At 71.1% G+C, this 19,316-nt stretch carries 18 protein-coding genes; 9 read left to right on the forward strand and 9 right to left on the reverse strand.

What is annotated here, in order from left to right:
- Nucleotides 1-83: 83 nt before the first annotated feature.
- From melA to GPA10_RS10700, 6 genes are all read right to left on the reverse strand, one after another.
- On the reverse strand, nucleotides 84-1,424 hold the full coding sequence (gene melA, locus GPA10_RS10675; protein WP_157165298.1) for an alpha-glucosidase/alpha-galactosidase: 1,341 nt from the start codon (nucleotides 1,422-1,424) through the stop codon (nucleotides 84-86).
- The gene (locus tag GPA10_RS10680; protein WP_157165299.1) at nucleotides 1,421-2,377 is read right to left on the reverse strand and encodes a carbohydrate kinase family protein; all 957 of its coding nucleotides are present in this window, start codon (nucleotides 2,375-2,377) and stop codon (nucleotides 1,421-1,423) included. Before GPA10_RS10680 ends, melA begins: the two co-directional genes overlap by 4 nt.
- 104 nt (nucleotides 2,378-2,481) lie before the next feature.
- Nucleotides 2,482-3,339: a carbohydrate ABC transporter permease gene (locus GPA10_RS10685; RefSeq protein WP_425505716.1), complete on the reverse strand. Its 858-nt coding sequence runs from the start codon at nucleotides 3,337-3,339 to the stop codon at nucleotides 2,482-2,484.
- A gap of 26 nt (nucleotides 3,340-3,365) precedes the next feature.
- Nucleotides 3,366-4,319 (reverse strand): carbohydrate ABC transporter permease, encoded by a 954-nt coding sequence (locus GPA10_RS10690; protein WP_157165300.1) that lies wholly within the window; start codon nucleotides 4,317-4,319, stop codon nucleotides 3,366-3,368.
- Between the two features lie 9 nt (nucleotides 4,320-4,328).
- The gene (locus tag GPA10_RS10695) at nucleotides 4,329-5,660 is read right to left on the reverse strand and encodes an ABC transporter substrate-binding protein (RefSeq protein ID WP_157165301.1); all 1,332 of its coding nucleotides are present in this window, start codon (nucleotides 5,658-5,660) and stop codon (nucleotides 4,329-4,331) included.
- A gap of 124 nt (nucleotides 5,661-5,784) precedes the next feature.
- The gene (locus tag GPA10_RS10700) at nucleotides 5,785-6,603 is read right to left on the reverse strand and encodes an endo alpha-1,4 polygalactosaminidase (RefSeq protein ID WP_157165302.1); all 819 of its coding nucleotides are present in this window, start codon (nucleotides 6,601-6,603) and stop codon (nucleotides 5,785-5,787) included.
- 280 nt (nucleotides 6,604-6,883) lie between these two features.
- Between GPA10_RS10700 and GPA10_RS10705 the strand changes: the two genes are divergently transcribed.
- From GPA10_RS10705 to GPA10_RS10715, 3 genes are all read left to right on the forward strand, one after another.
- Entirely contained in the window at nucleotides 6,884-7,642 is a 759-nt protein-coding gene (locus GPA10_RS10705; protein WP_343040647.1) for a DeoR/GlpR family DNA-binding transcription regulator, read from the forward strand.
- Nucleotides 7,643-7,764: 122 nt separating this feature from the next.
- Complete coding sequence (locus GPA10_RS10710; RefSeq protein ID WP_157165304.1) at nucleotides 7,765-9,195, forward strand: LCP family protein; 1,431 nt, start codon at nucleotides 7,765-7,767, stop codon at nucleotides 9,193-9,195.
- Nucleotides 9,196-9,386: 191 nt separating this feature from the next.
- Nucleotides 9,387-10,115: an amidohydrolase family protein gene (locus tag GPA10_RS10715; RefSeq protein ID WP_157165305.1), complete on the forward strand. Its 729-nt coding sequence runs from the start codon at nucleotides 9,387-9,389 to the stop codon at nucleotides 10,113-10,115.
- A 660-nt stretch (nucleotides 10,116-10,775) separates the two neighbouring features.
- On the opposite strand, the gene GPA10_RS10720 is transcribed toward GPA10_RS10715, so the two are convergent.
- Nucleotides 10,776-11,681, reverse strand: a complete 906-nt coding sequence (locus GPA10_RS10720; RefSeq protein WP_157165306.1) for a LysR family transcriptional regulator — start codon at nucleotides 11,679-11,681, stop codon at nucleotides 10,776-10,778.
- An 86-nt stretch (nucleotides 11,682-11,767) separates the two neighbouring features.
- Here GPA10_RS10720 and GPA10_RS10725 point away from each other — a divergent pair, with 86 nt between their 5' ends.
- Nucleotides 11,768-12,217, forward strand: a complete 450-nt coding sequence (locus tag GPA10_RS10725; protein WP_246259003.1) for an ester cyclase — start codon at nucleotides 11,768-11,770, stop codon at nucleotides 12,215-12,217.
- Nucleotides 12,218-12,287: 70 nt separating this feature from the next.
- Here GPA10_RS10725 and gdhA read toward each other — a convergent pair whose 3' ends face one another.
- The gene (gene gdhA, locus GPA10_RS10730; RefSeq protein ID WP_198351564.1) at nucleotides 12,288-13,646 is read right to left on the reverse strand and encodes an NADP-specific glutamate dehydrogenase; all 1,359 of its coding nucleotides are present in this window, start codon (nucleotides 13,644-13,646) and stop codon (nucleotides 12,288-12,290) included.
- A gap of 446 nt (nucleotides 13,647-14,092) precedes the next feature.
- On the opposite strand from gdhA, the gene GPA10_RS10735 reads away from it, so the two are divergent.
- The 4 genes from GPA10_RS10735 to GPA10_RS10750 all read left to right on the forward strand — a co-directional run bounded on the left by GPA10_RS10735 (nucleotide 14,093) and on the right by GPA10_RS10750 (nucleotide 17,352).
- A complete protein-coding gene (locus GPA10_RS10735; RefSeq protein ID WP_157165308.1) occupies nucleotides 14,093-15,064 on the forward strand; it encodes a zinc-binding dehydrogenase in 972 nt (323 codons plus the stop codon).
- 64 nt (nucleotides 15,065-15,128) lie between these two features.
- Complete coding sequence (locus tag GPA10_RS10740) at nucleotides 15,129-16,046, forward strand: AraC family transcriptional regulator (protein ID WP_157165309.1); 918 nt, start codon at nucleotides 15,129-15,131, stop codon at nucleotides 16,044-16,046.
- A 62-nt stretch (nucleotides 16,047-16,108) separates the two neighbouring features.
- A complete protein-coding gene (locus GPA10_RS10745) occupies nucleotides 16,109-16,714 on the forward strand; it encodes a hypothetical protein (RefSeq protein ID WP_157165310.1) in 606 nt (201 codons plus the stop codon).
- Between the two features lie 371 nt (nucleotides 16,715-17,085).
- Nucleotides 17,086-17,352, forward strand: coding sequence for a GlsB/YeaQ/YmgE family stress response membrane protein (locus GPA10_RS10750; protein WP_058847068.1), 267 nt, complete (start codon nucleotides 17,086-17,088; stop codon nucleotides 17,350-17,352).
- Nucleotides 17,353-17,558: 206 nt separating this feature from the next.
- On the opposite strand, the gene GPA10_RS10755 is transcribed toward GPA10_RS10750, so the two are convergent.
- The gene (locus GPA10_RS10755; protein WP_058847067.1) at nucleotides 17,559-17,894 is read right to left on the reverse strand and encodes an ArsR/SmtB family transcription factor; all 336 of its coding nucleotides are present in this window, start codon (nucleotides 17,892-17,894) and stop codon (nucleotides 17,559-17,561) included.
- Between the two features lie 178 nt (nucleotides 17,895-18,072).
- Here GPA10_RS10755 and GPA10_RS10760 point away from each other — a divergent pair, with 178 nt between their 5' ends.
- Nucleotides 18,073-19,251: an FAD-dependent monooxygenase gene (locus GPA10_RS10760; RefSeq protein WP_157165311.1), complete on the forward strand. Its 1,179-nt coding sequence runs from the start codon at nucleotides 18,073-18,075 to the stop codon at nucleotides 19,249-19,251.
- Nucleotides 19,252-19,316 lie beyond the last annotated feature (65 nt).

Consider the following 19,316-nt stretch of genomic DNA (forward strand, 5'->3'; position numbering starts at 1 on the left):
CCGTGCGGGGTTCCGTGCGGGGTCTTCTGTCTGTACGTGGTCTTCTGTACGTGGTCTTCCGCACGGGTTCTTGCGCGGGCGGGTCAGGAGCCGCTCGCGGTGCCCGACGGCGCGGGGTCGGCCAGGGTGACGCGCAGCGACGGCTGGAGCAGCTCCCCGTGGGCCCGCACCATGTCGTCGCACAGTTGCCAGATCCGGTCCACGGTGAGCGTGGCCGCGGTGGCCGGGTCGGTCATGGCGGCGTGCCGGATGTGGCGCGGCTCGTCGTCGAGCGCGGCGCGCACGACCAGGTCGTTCATGCTGAGGTAGGTGCGGTTGAGGGCGGCGAGCTGCGGCGGCAGCGTGCCGGCGCGGGTGGGCTGGATGCCGGACGCGTCGACGAGGCAGGGCACCTCGACCACGCCGTGCGCGGGGAGGTTGTCGATGAGGCCGCCGTTGGGGACGTTGCCGTAGACGGTGCGGGGGGTGCCGGTGACCATGCTGTGGATGATCTGCGGCGCGTACTCCATGGTGCCCTCGACGGTGAGCGGGGCGTTCGCGGCCAGGGCCTCGCGGGTCCTGTGGTACTCGGCGACGTTCTCCTCGACGATGTCGAGGTAGGCGCCGACCGGCAGCCGCAGCCGGTCGATCTCGCTGTCGTGGTGCAGGTACCAGGGCACGTACTCGGAGGAGTGCTCGCTGGTCTCGGTCGGGTAGTAGCCGAGCCGCCGGTACATGTCCACGCGCACGCGGCGCCGCAGCTGCTCGTCCCCGGCGACGAGCGCGTCCAGGCGCGGGTAGAGGTCCTGCCCCTGGTGCTCGAAGCGCAGCACCCAGGCCTGGTGGTTGACGCCGGCCGCCCGGTAGGTGATCTCCTCGTAGGGGACGTCCACCAGCTTGGCCAGGTCCTGCATGGTCCAGTACACGGAGTGGCACAGGCCGACGACCCGCGTCAGACCGGTGGCCTGCGTGAGGTACTGGACGTTCATGGCCATCGGGTTGGTGTAGTTGAGCAGCCACGCGTCGGGGCACACCTCCGCGATGTCCTCGCCGAGCTGCTTGAGGAACGGGAAGGTGCGCAGGGCGCGGAAGATGCCGCCGACGCCCAGGGTGTCGCCGATGGTCTGGCGCAGCCCGTACCGGGCGGGGACGTCGAAGTCGGTGCGGGTGGCCTCACCCATGCCGATCTGCACGATGTTGATGACGAAGTCGGCGTCGGTCAGGGCCGCGCGGCGGTCGCTGTGCGCGGTGACGCGGGCGTCGGCGTCGCGTTCCCGCGCGATGAAGCGGGCCGCGGCCTCGGCGGTGGCGAGCCGTTCGGCGTCGATGTCGTGCAGCGCTATGTGGGCGTGCTTCAGCTCGGGGAAGGCGAAGAGGTCGGCGAGCAGGCCCTGGGTGAAGACGACGCTGCCGGCGCCGATGAAGGCGATCTTGGGGTGGGTCATGAGACGTGTGCTCCGCTGAGGGTGGTGTGGGCGAGGACTTCGTCCCACGTGGGCTGGGCTGCGGTACCGCCGGGGGCCCTCGTGGAGAGGGCGCCGCACACGGCTGCGAACCGCAGTGCTTCGTGCGGCGGTCGACCGTGCAGGGTGGCGGCGACGAAGCCGGCGTCGAAGCTGTCTCCGGCGCCGACGGTGTCCTGGGGAGTGAGGGTCGGGGCGGGTGCGGTGGCGAGGGTCCGGCCGTCGTGGCACAGGGCGCCCTCGGCACCGTTCTTGACGACCACCAGCGGGACGCGGGCGGCGAGGAGTTCGGCGGCGTGCTGAGGGGACGGGGTCCCGGGGCCCGCCAGACACAGGGCCTCCTGGGCGTTGGGCAGCAGGATGTCGGTCTCGGCGAGCACCGCGTCGAGGGCGGCCCGGTCCCAGGCCCCGGTCGGGACGTCCTGGGTGTCGAGGGAGGTGGTGGCGTCGTGGGCGCGGGCCGTGCGCAGCAGGCCCGGCAGATCCGCGGCGAGGCGGGGCTGGAGGAAGTAGGACGCGCAGTGCACGTGTCGGCTGCGGGTCAGCAGGTCGTCGGGCACGTCGCGGCCGGAGGTGGCGGTGAGGCTGCCGGGCGCGGTGAGGACGGCGCGGTCGTCGCCGCGGGTGAGCACGACGGTCAGGGGGGTGGACAGGTCGGGGTCGAGGGTCAGGGCGTGGGTGTCGACGCCGCGGTCGGCGAGGGCGTCCCGGACGTAGCGGCCGGCGTCGTCGTCCCCCACGAGGCCGGCGAACGCCACCTTCAGACCGAGGCGCGCGGCACCGCACGCCATGATCGCGGCGGATCCCCCGAGGACGAGGGAGCCGGAGTCGATGAGCTGCTCGCGCTGGCCGAACGCGAGCGGGTCGGTGAGCGGGCCGAGGACGACATCGGGGTTGGCGTCCCCGATGACGAGCAGGTCGTAGGCGGGCGGCATCGCGGTCCTTCGGGTCGTACGGAAAAGCGGGAGCGTGGAGAGACGATGGGGAAGTGGACGAAGGGAGCGTGGAGGAAGGGGCGTGGAGGAACGGTCGGGGCCGGTCAGCCCTTGAGGCCGCTGGAGGTCACCGACCGGATGAACGCCTTCTGCGCGAACAGGAACGCGACGAGCACCGGAAGCACGGTGAGCACATTGCCGGCCATCACGGCGGACCAGCGGGTGTGGTGCTGCCCCTGGAACGTGGTCAGGCCCAGCTGCAGCGTGTACTGGGTGTCGTGGTTGATGGCGATCAGTGGCCAGGTCAGGTCGTTCCACGTGGTCAGGAAGGTCAGGACCGCGACGGTGGCGAGCGCGGGCCGGGCCAGCGGAAGCACGATCGACCACAGCACCCGCAGCCGTGAGCAGCCGTCGATCCAGGCGGCCTCCTCCAGTTCCCTGGGCAGCGACAGGAAGAACTGCCGCAGCAGGAACACCGCGAACGGTGTGACCAGCGAGGGCACGATCAGCGCGCCGAGGGTGTCGATGAGCCCGAGCTTCTTCATCACCAGGAAGGTGGGGATCATCGTGAGCTGGAAGGGGACCGCCATCGTCGCCAGCATCAGCACGAGCAGCACCCGGGAGCCCGCGAACCGCATCCGGGCGAACGCGTAGCCGCCGAGCGAGCCGAACACGAGGTTCGAGGTCACCGCGACCGCGGAGACGATCACCGAGTTGAGCAGCCAGCGCGGGAACATGGCGTTGCCGAGGACGTAGCTGTACCCGCCGAGGTCGATCTGCGAGGGCCACAGCGCGGGCGGGAAGCGGTTGATCTCCGCGTTGGACATCACCGAGCTGAGTAGCAGCCACAGCAGGGGCACCGCGAACAGCAGGGCAAGCGGCGCGAGCAGCAGATGCCAGGCGATGAACGGCAGATGGCGGCGGCGTCGCGAGGCGGGCACCGCGGCCGGACGGGAGGTCACGGGCGAGGAGCGTGTCGTAGTCACGGTCACGGGGCGGCTGCTTTCGTACGAGGGGTGCGGTCGCGGCTGCGCAGCGCGCGCATCACGACGGCCAGGACGAGGAGCGCCACCGCGAGGACGTAGGCGGCCGCGGCGCCGTATCCGGCGGTGAACTCCTTGAAGGCCTGCTCCCAGATGAAGTAGACGATCACGGTGGTGGAGCCGAGCGGTCCGCCCTTGGTGGTGACGTACACGAGGTCGAAGACCTGGAGGGCCTGGATGGTCTGCCACAGGAGCAGGAACACGCTCACCGGCGACAGGGCGGGCAGCGTCACGTGCCGAAGGAGTTGGAAGCGCCCCGCGCCGTCCAGGCGGGCCGCCTCGATCAGGGACTGGTCCACGTCCTGGAGCGCGGCCAGATAGATGACGGTGCACAGCCCCGTACCGCTCCACAGGGTGATGGCGACCAGGACGAACAGTGCCTGTGACGGGTCGGTGAGGAAGCCCTGCGGCGAGATGCCCAGATGGTGCAGGACGGAGTTGGCCGCGCCGAACTCCGGGTCGAGGATGAAGGAGAACAGCACGCCCTGCGCCGTGGCGGAGATGACGAACGGCACGAAGAACAAGGTCCGGTAGAGACCGACGAAGCGGATGCGCCGGTTCAGTACGAGGGCGAGGGCGAGCCCGAAGGCGATGCTCAGGGGTACGTAGAGCACGGTGTAGACGACGGTGTTCTTGACCGCCTGGTGGAAGTTCGGGTCCTCGCGCAGGGCCCGGTAGTTGTCGAGGCCCACCCAGCGGCTGGGCGTGACGAGGTCGTTGGCCTGGAAGGACAGCAGCAGCGACCAGACGACGGGCAGGACGCTCAGGCCGAGGATGACCAGGACCGCGGGGGAGACGAACGCCCAGGCGGTGGCGGCCTCGCCGCGGCGCCGACGGCGCAGGGCACGCGCGTGGGAGCCGTCCTGCGGCATGGTCAGCGGGGTGGGAAGTCGGGGCATGTCACGTCCTCAACGCGGTATCAGCAGGGCGGCGTTGGACTCGTCGGCGCAGGAGCGCACCGCGTCGGCCGGGCTCGCGCGGCCGAGCAGCACGGAGACGATGGCCTGGCCGAGCGAGCGGGAGACGCGCGGGTAGGCGGGGTGCACCGGGCGCACCCGGGCGGAGGGGACCGCTTCGGTGAACACCGTCAGGCCCGGGGTGCGCTCGGCGTGCTTGCGCCAGGCGGGGCGGTCCTCGCTGCGGCGGCTCAGCGGGAGGCTGCCGGCCCGGACGTCCCACTGGTTGTCCTGGGCGGGCTGGATCAGCCAGCTGACGAAGGTCTTCGCGGCCTCGGAGCGGGCCTCGCCGTTGTCGAACAGGGTCCAGGTGTCGGGACCCGAGATGGTGACGGGGCGGCCGCTGAAGCTGGGCAGCGGCACCACGTGGTAGTCCATCTCGGCCTGCTGGATGTCCGGCAGCTGCCACGGCGCGGTCATCACCATCCCCATCCGGCCGGACAGGAAGACCTGGTACATCTGCTCGCTGCCGGGCTTGGGGTCGATGTAGACGCTTCGGTCGCGCGCCAGCTTCTCGACGACCTCCAGGGCGCGTACGCCCGCCTTGGTGAAACCGATGTGCTTTCCGTCCTCGGCGATCACCTCACCGCCCAGGTCCCACACCATCGGCCACAGCCGCCACACGGTGTCCTCGTCGCCGGTGCCGGGCCAGCCGGTGCCGAACCGGCCCTTGGCCTTGTCGGTGAGGCGGCGCGCGGTGTCGGTGAACTCGTCCCAGGTCCAGCCCGCCTCCGGCAGGTCGACCCCGGCGTCGGCGAACACCTTCTTGTTGCAGACCACGGCCAGGCAGTCCAGAAGGGCGGGCACGGCGCGGACCCGGCCGTTGATGGTCACGGCCTCCCGGGCCGGTGCCCAGTAGTTCCGCCACGGCGTCCCGCCCCCGCGCACGTGGTCGGTCAGGTCGACGACCTGCGGGCTGCGCGCCACGCTGGCCAGGTCGGAGCCGAAGACGTAGGCGATGTCGGGGTAGGAACCGGACGCGAGGGCCGCGGTGACCTTCTGCAGCATGGAGTCCGCGAGCACGCCGCCGCCCAGGTCCACATGGATGTCCGGATGGCCGCGCTCGAACTCGGCGACGAGACCCTTGACGACCTTCGCGGCGATGTCCGTCTGCCCGTGCCACATCTGGATGGTGACGCGTCCGTCGGCGCCGACGCCGTCGGCGGACCCCGTGCCGCAGCCGGCGGCCAGCGCGCCACCGGCCGCCACGAGCGCTCCGGCACCGCCGGCGCGCAGCACGCTGCGTCGCGACGGCGCGCCTGGCGCACCGGGTACTGCAGTCATCACAACCTCCAGGAGGGACGCGCGACCCGCCGGTCCCGGGGGTGTACGAGGGGATCCGGCAGGGGTGAAGAGGGCTGGGTGGGGTGGTGGCCGGGTTCCGGCGGCCCGGAACCCGGCGGCGGTGTCAGCAGGTCCTGCGGAGGTACTTACTGCTGCCGACGGGCGAGACGCCGACGTCACGACGGACGACGCTCAGCCGGTCGCCCCAGCCCGAGCAGGCCTTGCGCAGGCCCGCGGCCGAGTACTCGATGACGATGACGCGATCGCCGTACGCGGCCGTGTACTTGCCGCACTCGTCCCACTCGCCGCACTCCTCGGCGACGGCGAAGTCGAGCCCGGTCTCCTTGTGCGCCGCGGCCAGGCCCGGCGTGTTCTTCTGCGCGATGGCCAGGCCCTTCTTGTGGGCGTGCGCGGAGAGCAGCGAGACAAAGGACTTGGCGTGGCTCGCCTTCAGATACGAGGAGAAGCGGGTGTAGGTGTCGTAGTTGTCCGGCTCGACGGCCTGGAACCCCTTGTTCGCGCAGCCGTCGATCCAGCCGTTGACCTTGGCGGCGATCCGCTTGCGCTTGTCGGCCGTGCGGATGTCGAGGACGGCCTCGCCCCAGGTGTCGTCGTGGACGACCTTGCCGTTCCTGTCCCGCAGGAGCAGGTCGGCGTCCCAGTCCTTCTCCGCGCCGGGCTGTGCCTGGAAGGCGTTGACGTAGCAGAGGTTGTACAGGCCGGGCGCGGGGGCGGCCTTGTGGTCCCGGCTGACGACCTTGACGCCGGACGGCGGGGTGTAGGCGCCGCCGATCTGGTAGTCGAAGCCGGCGTGGGCCGGGGGCAGCGCGGGACCGGCCGCGCGGGCCGACGCCGTCGACGGTACGAGCAGACCGGCCGCCGCGGCGGCCGTACAGGCCACGGCCGCGGCCGTACTCCCGCGCACAACACGATTGAGGCTCATCGGTGAGCTCCAGCTGTCGGAGGGCACGTCCCCGCCTCGGACCGAGAGCGGTCCTGGCGACTCAGTCCGGGCTCATGGCCGAGGCCAACTACCGGCTAGGCGTACCTCTGCGCCGAGTGCTCGACATCGGCGTTGCCAGGGAGTAAAGCGAGCGCGTTCAGCCATGTCAAGGGATCGGAATTGAGAGAACAGCCGTCAACTCACTCACAACCACGCGCAATATTGCGCGATCTCTGCGCGATCCATGAGCGAATCTGCTCGGCAGGGTTATGCTCACCGCGTGCTGAGAAGCGACCGCCATGTGCGGATACTCGACCACGTCGCCGCGCAGGGCAGTGCCGACGTGACCCAGCTGTCCCGGCTGCTCGGGGTCTCACAGGCCACGGTGCGCCGCGATCTGCAGCATCTGAGCGAGCAGCGCCTCCTGGAGCGCACGCACGGCGGCGCGGTGGTCGGCGGTCTGAGCATCGAGCTGCCGCTTCAGCACCGCGCGGATCAGCGCTCCCCGCAGAAACAGGCCATCGCCCAGGCCGCCGCCGACCTCGTGCCCGACGGCGCCGTGGTGGGCCTGACCGGGGGCACCACCACCACGGAAGTGGCCCGGCTGCTCGCCGACCGGGGTCCGGTCACCATCGTCACCAACGCGGTCAACATCGCGGCGGCCCTCGTCCTGCGCCCGGCCATCACGCTGATCGTGATCGGCGGCACCGCCCGCAGCGAGAGCTACGAACTGATCGGCCCCATCGCCGAGAAGACCCTCGCCGACCACCACACCGACATCGCCTTCCTCGGCGTGGACGGCATCAGCGCGGCCCACGGCTGCACGACCCACGACCAGTTGGAGGCCGCCACCGACCGCGCGTTCGCCTTCCACAGCGGACGCTCAGTCGTGGTCGCCGACCACTCCAAGATCGGCCGGACCACGTTCGCGAAGATCTGCCCGGCGGCCGACGTGGACACCCTCATCACGGACGGCCAGGCCCCCGAGGCGGAGCTGTCGGCGATCGCCTCGGTGGGGGTGCGGGTCACCGTCGTCTGACGGGTCGGCCATCCGCTCTCCGATCCACTGGAGGCGCTGCCGGAGGCTGAACTTCTACACGCGTGTAGAGTGCGGTCCTCGGGCGGGATCGGGCGCGCCCCAGTGGCTGATGTGGAGGGCGGATGGGACGACACCGGGGCGGCTCGCAGGGCCACGAGGGGCCGGCGCGGCGGGCGGGAGCGCCGAAGGCGACGGGGCGGGCGAGGAGGTCGGGGCCGGCGGCCAGGAAGCGGCGTCCGCTGCGGTGGGTGCTCGGCTCGGCCGGGGTCCTGCTCCTGATGATCGCGGGTGCCGGAGCGTGGATCTACCACGATCTCGACGGGAACATCCACGCCGCCGACATCGACGCCAAACTGGGCGGCGACCGACCCGCCAACCTCAGTCCCGGCTCGAAGAACATCCTCGTCGTCGGCTCGGACACCCGGGAGGGCGCCAACGCCAAGTACGGCAAGGGCCTGGAGACCATGCAGTCGGACACGCTGATGCTGCTGCACATCCCGGCCGACCGGGAGTGGGCCACGGTGGTGTCCTTCCCGCGGGACTCGTGGGTGGAGATACCGGCCTGCGACAAGGGCGACGGCAGCCGCTCCGCCGTCCACCGCTTCAAGATCAACGAAGCGTTCTCGCTCGGCGGCAGCACGGGGGACGTGGCGAGCGCCGCGGCCTGCACGATCAAGACCGTGGAGAGCAGCACCGGGCTGCGCGTGGACCACTTCCTCTCTCTGGACTTCGAGGGCTTCAAGGGCATGGTCGACGCCCTCGGCGGCATCGAGGTGTGCCCGAAGGAGCCGATCCACGACAAGAAGGCCCACCTGGACCTGGAAGCGGGCTGCCAGGTCGTCAGGAACGAGAAGGCGCTCGGCTACGTCCGCACCCGCTACAGCGTCGGTGACGGTTCGGACATCGGGCGCATCGGCCGCCAGCAGGAGTTCATGGAGGCGCTCGCCGAGAAGGCGCAGTCCGAACTCACCAACCCCAAGGCGCTGTACGGCTTCCTTCAGTCGGCCACCAAGTCGCTCACCACGGACAGCTCGCTCGCCGGGATCAAGCCCCTGTACGGGCTCGCGTCCGAGCTGAAGGGCATCCCGCGCGACCGGCTCGCCTTCCTGACCGTCCCGAACTACCCGCGCGAGGCCGACGTCCCCACCGACCGGGCGAACGTGGTGTGGCAGTTCCCGCAGGCCACCGAGCTGTTCGCGGCCCTGGCCAAGGACAAGGAAGTGGACGGGGCCGGCGTGAAGAAGCTGAAGGTCGCGGCCAAGAATCCCGTGTACGCCTCGTCCGTCCGCATACGAGTGCTGAACGGGACGGGCGGCGCGGGGCGGGCCGCGGAGGCCGCGAAGCAGTTGCGCGAGGCGGGCTACGCCGTCACCGGGACCGGCAACGCGCCGTCGCCCGCCCGCGCGACGCGGGTCGCCTACCCCGACGGGATGAAGGCGGCCGCCGCGCAGGTCGCCTCCCGGCTGCCGGGCACGCACGCCGTCCGGGACGACGACGCGACACCGGGAGTGGTGACGGTGACGATAGGCGAGGACTTCGACCGGGTGCGGTGACCGGGTGCGGTGGCCGGGTGCGGTGGCCGGGTGCGGTGGCCACGTGCAGTGGCCACGTGCAGTGGCCGGGTGCGGTGGCGGCATACCCCCTCCCGGGCAGGCGGCAGGTCCTCACTTCTCGTCGACCAGCTCGCTGAGCCGGCGGGTGAGTTCGGTGGCCACGGCGCGGTGGTCGGGGGAGAGCTCGCGGAATGCGCGCAGTTGGCGTTCTTGGAGGGGGTGCGGACTACCCCGACCGCTACGGTTTCTTTGCCACCCTCACGCTGCCCGATATCGAGGGCGCATTCGACGAGGCTGCCCGTGCCCTGGACGAGCTCGGCGCCGACGGCATCGTGCTGCTCGCCAACCAGCACGGCACCTACCTCGGCGACCCGGCCTTCGAACCCCTCATGGCCGAGCTCGGCCGCCGCGGCACCACCGTCTTCATCCACCCCGCCGAGCTGCCCGGCCCGCTCGTCCCCGGACTGCCGCCCTACGCCGCGGACTTCCTCCTCGACACCACCCGCGCCGCGATGAACCTCGTCCTGTCCGGCACCACCACCCGCCACCCGGGCATCCGCATCATCCTCTCCCACGGCGGCGGCTTCCTCCCCTACGCCGCCCGCCGCATCGCCCTCGCGCTGCAAGCCCACCAGCAGATCAGTGACATCCAGCCCGTCATGTCCCACGAGACGATCCTCACCGAGCTGCGGCGCTTCTACTTCGACACCGCCCTCAGCGCCAATCCCGACACCCTCCCCACCCTGCTCGCCTTCGCCGACCCCACCCACATCACGTTCGGCAGTGACTTCCCCTACGCCACACCGGAGATGTCCGCCTACTTCACCCAGCAGCTCGACGCCTACCCCCTAGATGACGCCCAGCGCACCGCCATCGACCACGGAAACGCACAGGCCCTCTTCCCCCGGCTCACCCGCTGACAAGGCGACGACGACCCCGCTATGTCGATGGCCGGTGGCCACCGGGTAGTGCGTTCGGACCAGCGGACGCCGCTCAGGTCGATTCCGCTCAGGTCGGTGATCGTGAACTCACGGGCAGGCATGGCGACACGGCCGGGCAAGGACCGGCTGCCGTGTCGCCATGTCCGCCCGATGTCCGCCCGCGAGCACCGACACAAGCGCCTCGCCCTGGCCACGGCCACCCTTGCACTCGGCACCGGGCTGACCTTTGCGGCACCGACCGCCCAGGCCGACAACGCCCCGAAGACCCCGAAGACCCCGAGGTCCGCAGACTCCGCAGGCTTCGCGGACTCCGAGACGTCCTCGGACTCCCCTACACGTGGTCGTCCGACCTGAAGGACACCCGCGTGAAGTACAAGACGAGCTCGCCGTACAAGTCGTGCCCATGAGTGGGGAGTTCGCGGCGCGGACCCGTGCCGTGAGCTGAGCCCGTCCATCTGCCGGAGGTACGGCACCGCCCGCCGTGCCTCCGGCACCTCCTGGGAGGTGTTGACCATGCGCAGGCGTATCGCATCCGCACCCGTGGTGGCCGCAAGCGGGGACATGCCTACCGCGAGCCGATGGACGCCAACGACGACCCCCGATGGAAGGGCGCACACCCCCCGACCGACTGTGTGTGCGTCAGGTGTTGTGGAGGCGGGCGGCCTGGTTCTGCAGGGCGGTCACCAGCACCTGCGCCTGCGCGGACGGGTGCGGCCGGGTGACGGCGACGGTCGCGCGCCCGGCCCAGTGGCCGTCGGTGACAGCCACGGCTCGTACGCCTGCCGGCAGGGCCGGCAGGGCCAGGTCGGGGATGACGGTGATGCCCACCCCGGCTGCGACAAGTCCGAGGCGGGTGGACCAGTTCCGCGTCGTGCAGGCGATGAGGGGGTCGACCAGAGTCGGCCAGGCGCCGAACTGCGGCTCGCCCGGCGCGCCGTCCCCGGCGATCCAGTGTTCCCGGGCCAGGTCCGCCACGGTGACACCGGCGCGGTCCGCGAGCCGGTGGGTGTCCGGAACGGCGACCAGGAGGTCGCCTTGGAGCAAGGTGGTCTGTCTGAGTTCGCGCAGGTCGTAGTCCGGCAGGCCCTGGCCGACGCCGATGACCACCACGTCCAACCGGCCGGCCCGTACCCGCCGGAGCAGGGTGGGTGTCGCGGCGTCCTGCAGGACCACGGCGAGCCCCGGATGGCCGGAGATCACCTGGGCCATCGCGCGCGGGACCAGCGCCATGGCGGCGGTGGGATAGGCGCCGACCGTGAGGCGGCCCGCGAGCCGGTCCCGCAGACCGGCGAGTTCCAGCTCGGTCGACGCCAGGTCCGCGAGGATCTCCGTCGCCCGCCGGACGAGGACCGCACCTGCCGGGGTGAGCGCCACGCCGCGTCGTCCTCGGTCGAAGAGCGGCGCCCCGGCTGCCGCCTCGGCGGCGGCGACCTGGCGGGAGACGGCCGACTGGGTGTAGCCGAGCGCCTCGGCGGCCCGGGTGAACGATCCGGTGGTGGCGACCTGGTGGACGACGCGCAGGCCGGTGAGGGTGAACTCAGCCATGCCGGAAAACTAGCATGCGGATACGTCATGGAAAGCGTGCTGAACCATCGTTGGACGGCATGACATACCAAGGGCAGAGTGGAGTCATGGCAGATGAATTCACCCGGGATGAACTTGTGGCGCGGCTGATCCGCGCCGGTGAACTGGAAGTGTCGGGCGAGGACTTGGCCGAGGCGGCGACGTACTTCGACACGGAGAGGTTCCGCTTCCATGGGCCGGACGGCTTCGAGTCGGACTTCGACGGGCTCAGCGCCTACTTCGCAGCAGTGCGCGAGGCTTTCGACGACCGGTCGATCCGCCGCGGCATCGTCGTTGCCGAAGGCGGTCACGTGGCCTGCCAGACCTGGATCGAAGGCACCTTCGTCCGCGAGTTCACCCAGTCACCGGCAGGCCCGCTGCCCCCCAACGGCAAGCGTGTCGTCTTCGACCTGATCAACATCTTCCGCTTCGACGACCGGGGCCGCCTCGTGGAGGAATGGGTACGCACCGACGACCGCGCGCTCCTGCGCCAGCTGGGCGCCGACCGCCGCGCGTAGGGGGCCACCCTGCTCGCTGCCTGTGTGCTCCCGCTGCCCACGTGTTCTCCACCCGCGGTGGAACCTCGGGTCAGATGACACCCTGGGCGGACATCGCGTCCGCCACCCGCTCGAAGCCGGCGATGTTCGCGCCCGTGACGTAGTTCCCGGGAGCGCCGTAGCGCTCGGCGGTCTCGTGGCACGTGCGGTGGATGTCGTTCATGATGTGCGTCAGTTCCTCCTCGACGCGCTGCGCCGACCACGACGTACGGGCGTGGTTCTGCGCCATCTCCAACGCGCTGACCGCGACGCCGCCCGCGTTGGCCGCCTTGCCGGGGCCGAAGGAGACACCCGCTTCCTGGAAGAGACGCACGGCCTCGGGGGTCGTCGGCATGTTGGCGCCCTCCGAGACCGCCTTCACGCCGTTGCGGATCAGAGCGGTGGCGTCGCCGCCGTCCAGCTCGTTCTGCGTGGCCGACGGCAGCGCGATGTCCGCCGGTACCTCCCAGACCCGCCTGCCCGGCACGAAGCGGGCGGAGGCGCCGCGGCGCTGGGCGTAGGTGTCCACCCGGGCGCGTTCGACCTCCTTGACCTGCTTGAGGAGGTCCAGGTCGATGCCTTTGTCGTCGACCACGTAACCGGAGGAATCCGAACAGGTCACGGCGTTGGCACCCAGAGCGGCGAGTTTCTGGATGGTGTAGATGGCGACGTTCCCGGAGCCGGACACGACCGCCGTCCGCCCTTCGAGCTCCTCGCCGCGCTCACGCAGCATGGCCGCCGTGAACAGGACGTTCCCGTACCCGGTTGCCTCCGGACGAACCAGGGAGCCGCCCCAGCCGCGGCCCTTGCCGGTGAGGACGCCCGCCTCCCAGCGGTTGGTGATGCGCCGGTACTGCCCGAACAGGTAGCCGATCTCCCGGCCGCCGACACCGATGTCACCCGCGGGTACGTCCGTGTGCTCGCCGATGTGCCGGTACAGCTCCGTCATGAACGACTGGCAGAACCGCATGACTTCCGCGTCGCTGCGGCCGTGCGGGTCGAAGTCGCTGCCGCCCTTGCCGCCGCCGATGCCGAGGCCCGTCAGCGCGTTCTTGAAGATCTGCTCGAAGCCCAGGAACTTGATGACACCGAGGTCCACCGACGGGTGGAAGCGCAGGCCGCCCTTGTACAGGCCGAGCGCGCTGTTGAACTCCACCCGGAAGCCGCGGTTGACTCGTACGCGACCACGGTCGTCCTGCCACGGCACCCGGAACACGATCTGCCGCTCCGGTTCGCACAGCCGCTCGATCAGGCCGGCTTCGGCGTACTCGGGGCGAGCCGCGACGACCGGCGCCAGGGTCTCGAGGACCTCGCGGACGGCCTGGTGGAACTCCGGCTGGGCCGGGTTGCGGTGCTCGATCTCGGTACGCAGCCGCGAGAGCGCTGCCTTCGTGTCGGGTCGCGTGGTCAAAGGGGCCCTTTCTGGCACGGCCGGCACCGGAGACCCGGCAGAGGGGCGCCGCTCACTCCGGTGCGGTGCGGTCGGGACGCTCGGACGTTGCCGCGCGCGGGATGCTCGCACCGCAAGCATCACACGCATGTAAACACAGTGACTGGCCCTCAGGTCCAGACAGTGACCACTATGCGAGACCAGGAACCCGGTCCCAGGGCGGCGGCGCCTCCCTGTGGCGACGCCCGCACATGAGTGCACGGATCGACGCGCCGCGAGCGGCACTGACACAGATCGTCAACTGATTGATCCTCACGGATCTGGTCGCTGTCCCGGTCCTGCGTAGGGTTTCAAGGGTCCAAGAAGGCGGCGGCGCGCCATCCGCGCACTCGATCTGCTGCCGCGCCGCGTGTTCAGGCACCTCCACGCCGTCCATGCCCTCCACGAGAGAAGGAAGCACACCCCATATGCGCGCCCTTGTGGTCGATCACAGTGAGGCCGGACCCGTCCGGTTCGCCGATGTCGATGAGCCCGTACCGTCCACCGGTGAGGCCTTGGTCGAGGTACGGCACATCTGCCTCAACTTCGGGGAGCTGAACTACGTGGAGCAGTGGCCTGCCGGCGCTGTGCACGGTCACGACGCGGCAGGCATCGTGGTGCGCGCCGCGTCCGACGGCTCGGGGCCGCCCGAGGGTACGCGCGTCGCAGTGGGAATGGCTCCCCACGCGTGGGCGGAGCGTGTGGCCGTCGGCACAGCCTCGCTCGGCACCGTCCCCGAGGGCGTGGACCTGGCCGACGCCGCGGCGCTGGGGATCGCCGGAGTCACCGCACTGCGGGTGCTGCGTACGCGTTCCCTGCTGGCGCGCGACGTTCTGATCACCGGCGCCAGTGGGGGCGTGGGGCACTTCGCCGTCCAGCTGGCGGCACTCGCGGGCGCCCGGGTGACGGCGCTCGTCGGTTCGCCGGAGCGGGGGGCCGGGCTCCGGGAACTGGGCGCCGACAGAGTCCTGACCGACCTGCCCGACTTGCCCGACCCGGCCGACTTGCCCGACCCGGCCGACCGGACCGACCCGGCCGACCCGGCCGGGGCCGGGGACCGGTTCGACCTCGTCCTGGACACGGTCGGCGGGCCGCTGCTGGCTCGGGCGTGGAGTTCCCTCGCCGAGGGCGGCACCATCCACCTGGTCGGATACTCCTCGGGGCAGGAGACCACGTTCCCGCCGGGGGCCTTGTTCGGCTTCGGCGAGCCCCGCAGCGTCGCCACCTACGGCGACATGACGCCGACCAGCGGGGAGTTGACGGACCTGCTGGGACTCATGGCCGCCGGAAGGCTGCGGGCACCGGTCGGACTGCGCGGCGACTGGCAGGGCGTGGACGACGCCGTCCAGGCGCTGTTCGCGCGGAAGGTGCACGGGAAGATCGTTCTTGACGTGGCCTGAAGCCGCGAACGAGGACACATGCGTCGCCGGCGGGCGGTGCGCGGCGGTGGACGAGGATGGACCCATGGACGTGCTGGCGGAGGTCTTGCGTGTTTCGGGTGCGCGGGGGGCACTCGGGGTCGTGCTGGAGGCCGGAGGAACCTGGGGCCTGTGGCTGGACTCCGCTCCGGGAGCGGCACTGCACGTGATCTCCCGCGGCACGGCATGGCTCCACGTCACAGGCGAGAAACCTCGCCGGGTACAGGCCGGGGACGCCGTCCTGGTGCCGCCGGGCACCGCACACGGAATAGGCGGCGCCGCCGGCGTGACGATGGGTTCCTGCGACCGGGAGGAGGCGGCCCGAGCCTTCGGCGACGGCCGGACCCTGCGGCTGGGCTCGCCACCGGCGCAGACGGAGGTGATCGTCCTGCGCTATGAGCAGGACCCGGAGGTGCGCACACCGGTGCTCACCTCGCTCGCCCGGCCGATGCACGTCACAGCCAGCCAGAACGCGCAGCTCGAAAGGACCGCCGAACTCCTCGCTGCTGAGCTCGCACAGCCGCAGATCGGCACCACCGCCGCCATCAACAGCATCGTCGACCTTCTGCTCGTCCAGTTCGTACGCGCCTGGCTGGCCCGCCATCCGCAGGAGCAGCCCGGCTCATGGCTGGGAGCGATGCGCGATCCGGTCGTGCGCGACGCCCTGGCATGTGTCCACGCCCAACCGCAGCACCCCTGGACCACGCAGACCCTGGCCGCCGCGACGAGCGTCTCCCGGGCGACGCTGTCCAGACGTTTCCGGTCCGCCCTCGGACAGACGCCGGGCGCGTACGTGACGCAGTGGCGCATCGACCTGGCATCCGTCCGGCTCCGGGATACCGACGAGCCGGTCGAGTCGATCTCCGACGCGGTCGGCTACGCCTCGCCGCACGCTTTCAGCCGTGCCTTCCGACGCGCCCGGGGGACGGCCCCGGGCACGTACCGCTCCCGGCTTCGCGAGTGACCCGGCTCAGGTTGCCCTCAAGTGGGCCGCCCTCCGGCCGACGCCACGGCACAGTGAAGGACATGACTGCCATCGACTGGGGCAGCGTCCCCACCTGGTTCTCCGCCGTCGGCACGACGGGCTCCTTGCTCGCGACGGCAGGCATCATCGTGCGCGACCGCCGCAAGGACCAGCGCACGGACGCGGCCCGGGTCGCCTGCTGGATCGAGGCGGCCGTCGCGCACGAGATCTTCGACAGGGACGAGGTCGACGACGACGCCACGGACCTGGAGGCGTACAGGTTCCTGCGGGTGCACAACACGGCCGACCGGCCCGTGTTCGACCTGTCCGCGCTGATCGGCCCCGACAGCAACGCCGTTTACCGCAGGCACTACCTCGCCCACGTCGTTCCCGCCGGGAAGCAGGTGACGTTCACCGTGCCGTGCGAACAGCACAGCTCCGGGTCCCTGCCGCCGTCCCGGCCCGCGGCTGTGGAGTTCCGGGACGTCGAACGGACCATCTGGGTCTACGACCTGGAGGCCGGAACACTGCACCGCCGTCGTGAGCGGCGCGTGCGGAGCTGGCTGCGCATCCAGCGGAGGTTCGTCTCCGAGTTCGGGTGGAAGGCGTTCAACCTGCGGTTCCGGCGCCGTGTAGCCCTGCCCAAGCGTCCCGACTGGCGCGGATAGCAAACCTCGCCCGCCGTGCCGATGCCGAGCTGCCGCTGTCGGCTGGGCATCAGTGCGCGGCGCTGGTCAGGTATCTCGGCCGGCGTGCGGCTCCCGAAGGGGGGAGCCCCCGGAGCTCGGCGTGTGACAGCGAACCTGGACCGACTGCCATGGGAGGCGGGCCCGTCACCGAATCGGCCGTCGACCGGATGGACCGGCGGGGCGCGAGCCGGGTGGGTCCGTCGGAGGGAACGGGACTTTGGTCCCGTGTGGAGTGATCACGCAGGGATATCCGTATGTCGCCGGTCGCCTGCGCGGAGCAGTCGGCGGGCGGCCCCGGCGGAACCCCGTCGGCCCCTCCACACCACCATCTTCAGCAAAGGACACACACCGTGGGCATCATCGCCTGGATTCTCATCGGCCTCATCGCGGGAGCCATCGCCAAGGCACTCACCCCCGGGAAGGACCCGGGCGGCTGCCTCGTCACGATGCTCATCGGCATCGTCGGCGGACTGCTCGGAGGCTGGCTCGGCAAGGTGATCTTCGGCGTGCACTCCATCAACGGCTTCTTCCACCTCTCCACGTGGATCGCCGCGATCGTCGGCTCGGTGATCGTGCTCCTGCTGTACCGACTCTTCACCGGTCAGCGTTCGCGCTGACCGCCGTCGCTGTGGCAGTCGTCCGTGTGCTGCTCACCCCGGTGGCGTAGAGCCCCAGCGGTGGTACCGGACAGGGCGGCACCGCCGTCCGACTGCCTCTCGCGCGATCCGACGGCGGCTGCGGCTGCACGCGGCCCGCGTCGTCGCAGCGGCCGAGCGGCCGAGCCCCGCGGCGCGGGGCTCGGCGCGGGGCGCGGGGCGCGACCTCAGCGAGGATCGGTATCGCCCGGAGGCTCTGCTTCCAGGAGGGCGAGCAGTCCGGGGAACCTCATCTCGATGTCCGCGCGTCGCAGGCGGACCCCCTTGCGGTTGCCGTAGTCGATCTCGTCGATGAGACCTGCCTCGCGCAGGACGCGGAAGTGATGCGTCTGGGTCTGCTTCGAGATCGGCAGATCGAACGAGTTGCAGCCCCGCTCGTTGTCGCCGCGATCGGCGGCCAGCTGCGTCAGCACCGAACGGCGGTGCTCGTCGGCGAGGGCACGGAACACCGCGCCCAGATCGAGCGCGTCGGCCTCCGGCCCTGCCAGGTTCTTCCCGGTCACGCGGCACCCCCTTCAGGTACGACTTGAATCGTACCTGAAGGATGTGCTGCACTGAGGTACGAAACATTTCGTACCTCGCCTCCGACGGTGCTGCCGGAGGGCGTGCCGCCACGCCCTGGGACCGGGTCCCCGGCACTCACCGGGGGCCTGGTCGTCGACACTCCGAGAGGTCATCGTCATGAAGAAGCCCGAGGTGCTGATAGTCGGTGCCGGAATTGCGGGGCCCGCACTCGCGTACTGGCTCTCCCGGAACGGCTACCGGCCGACGGTCGTCGAACACGCCCGGCAACTGCGCTCAGGTGGCAGCGCGATCGTCGTGAAGGGGCCCGCGATCCCGGTGGCCGACCGCATGGGCGTCCTCCCGCAGCTCCGCGGGCTCGCCACCCGCAATCGGTCACTGACCCTGCTCGACCCCCGAGGCAGGCGAATCCTGCGACTCCCGCTCGCCTCGGACGGGGCGTCGACGGTCGAGGTGACCCGGGCCGACCTGTCCGAGGTGCTCCACCGGTCGGCGCGGGCCGAGGCCGAGTTCTTGTTCGACGACACGGTCACCGCTCTCGACCAGGACGCAGCCGGGGTCGACGTCACCTTCCGGCGGTCGACGCCGCGGCGCTTCGACTTGGTCGTCGGTGCCGACGGGATGCACTCCACCGTACGGCGCCTGGTATTCGGCCCCGAGCGGCAGTTCACGGGCGACCTGGGCCTGTACGGGGCGACCGTGCCGCTGGCACCCGACGCCGTCGAGGACCCGAGCGAGATGACGATGCTGACCGTGCCGGACCGGATGCTGGTCGTCCACCCCTCGCGGACCACTCCGCTCGCGATCTTCACCTTCCGGGCCGCGCACCCGGCGCCCCACGACCGCAAGAACATCGCCCTGCACAAGCAGACCGTGGCCGACGCCTACGCCGACGTACGGTGGCGGGCACCGGAACTCGTGGCGGCGTTCCTCGACCACCCGGCTCCGTTCTTCGACCCCCTGACCACCGTCCGGGTGCCCTCGTGGTCCCGCGGCCGGGTCGTACTGCTCGGGGACGCGGCGGCGGCGACAGCCTTGCTGGGTGACGGGTCGAGCATGGCGATGGCGGGCGCGTACGCCCTCGCGGAGGAGCTCGCCGCCCACCCCGGTGACCACGCCCGCGCCTTCGCCGCCTACGAGTCGCGGCTGCGCCGCGAGGTGAATCCGCGGCAGCGACGCGTCGGTCTGCTCTCCAGGCTCATGGTGCCCCGCACCCGTCCGGGCCTCGCGGTGCGCAACGCGATGGGCCGCGCGGTCGCCCGCACGAACCGGACCGCCTCTCGCGAAGCCGCCACCGCGGACTCGCCCGCGGCTGCGGAACCCGCCCCGCCGCAGTGATGCCCCCATCCGGCTCGCGGCGGTCCGGCGGTCGACCTCATGACCCGCGGCCTCACCGGCGCCCC

This window comes from Streptomyces typhae, from assembly GCF_009755605.1.
Lineage (GTDB): Bacteria > Actinomycetota > Actinomycetes > Streptomycetales > Streptomycetaceae > Streptomyces > Streptomyces typhae.

Bases quoted from the DNA above. Each gene is read 5' to 3' on its own strand.
- melA (WP_157165298.1), bottom strand. From the start codon at position 1,424: ATGACCCACCCCAAGATCGCCTTCATCGGCGCCGGCAGCGTCGTCTTC.
- GPA10_RS10680 (WP_157165299.1), bottom strand. From the start codon at position 2,377: ATGCCGCCCGCCTACGACCTGCTCGTCATCGGGGACGCCAACCCCGAT.
- GPA10_RS10690 (WP_157165300.1), bottom strand. From the start codon at position 4,319: ATGCCCCGACTTCCCACCCCGCTGACCATGCCGCAGGACGGCTCCCAC.
- GPA10_RS10695 (WP_157165301.1), bottom strand. From the start codon at position 5,660: ATGACTGCAGTACCCGGTGCGCCAGGCGCGCCGTCGCGACGCAGCGTG.
- GPA10_RS10700 (WP_157165302.1), bottom strand. From the start codon at position 6,603: ATGAGCCTCAATCGTGTTGTGCGCGGGAGTACGGCCGCGGCCGTGGCC.
- GPA10_RS10710 (WP_157165304.1), top strand. From the start codon at position 7,765: ATGGGACGACACCGGGGCGGCTCGCAGGGCCACGAGGGGCCGGCGCGG.
- GPA10_RS10715 (WP_157165305.1), top strand. From the start codon at position 9,387: ATGCGCGCAGTTGGCGTTCTTGGAGGGGGTGCGGACTACCCCGACCGC.
- GPA10_RS10720 (WP_157165306.1), bottom strand. From the start codon at position 11,681: ATGGCTGAGTTCACCCTCACCGGCCTGCGCGTCGTCCACCAGGTCGCC.
- GPA10_RS10725 (WP_246259003.1), top strand. From the start codon at position 11,768: ATGGCAGATGAATTCACCCGGGATGAACTTGTGGCGCGGCTGATCCGC.
- GPA10_RS10735 (WP_157165308.1), top strand. From the start codon at position 14,093: ATGCGCGCCCTTGTGGTCGATCACAGTGAGGCCGGACCCGTCCGGTTC.
- GPA10_RS10740 (WP_157165309.1), top strand. From the start codon at position 15,129: ATGGACGTGCTGGCGGAGGTCTTGCGTGTTTCGGGTGCGCGGGGGGCA.
- GPA10_RS10745 (WP_157165310.1), top strand. From the start codon at position 16,109: ATGACTGCCATCGACTGGGGCAGCGTCCCCACCTGGTTCTCCGCCGTC.
- GPA10_RS10760 (WP_157165311.1), top strand. From the start codon at position 18,073: ATGAAGAAGCCCGAGGTGCTGATAGTCGGTGCCGGAATTGCGGGGCCC.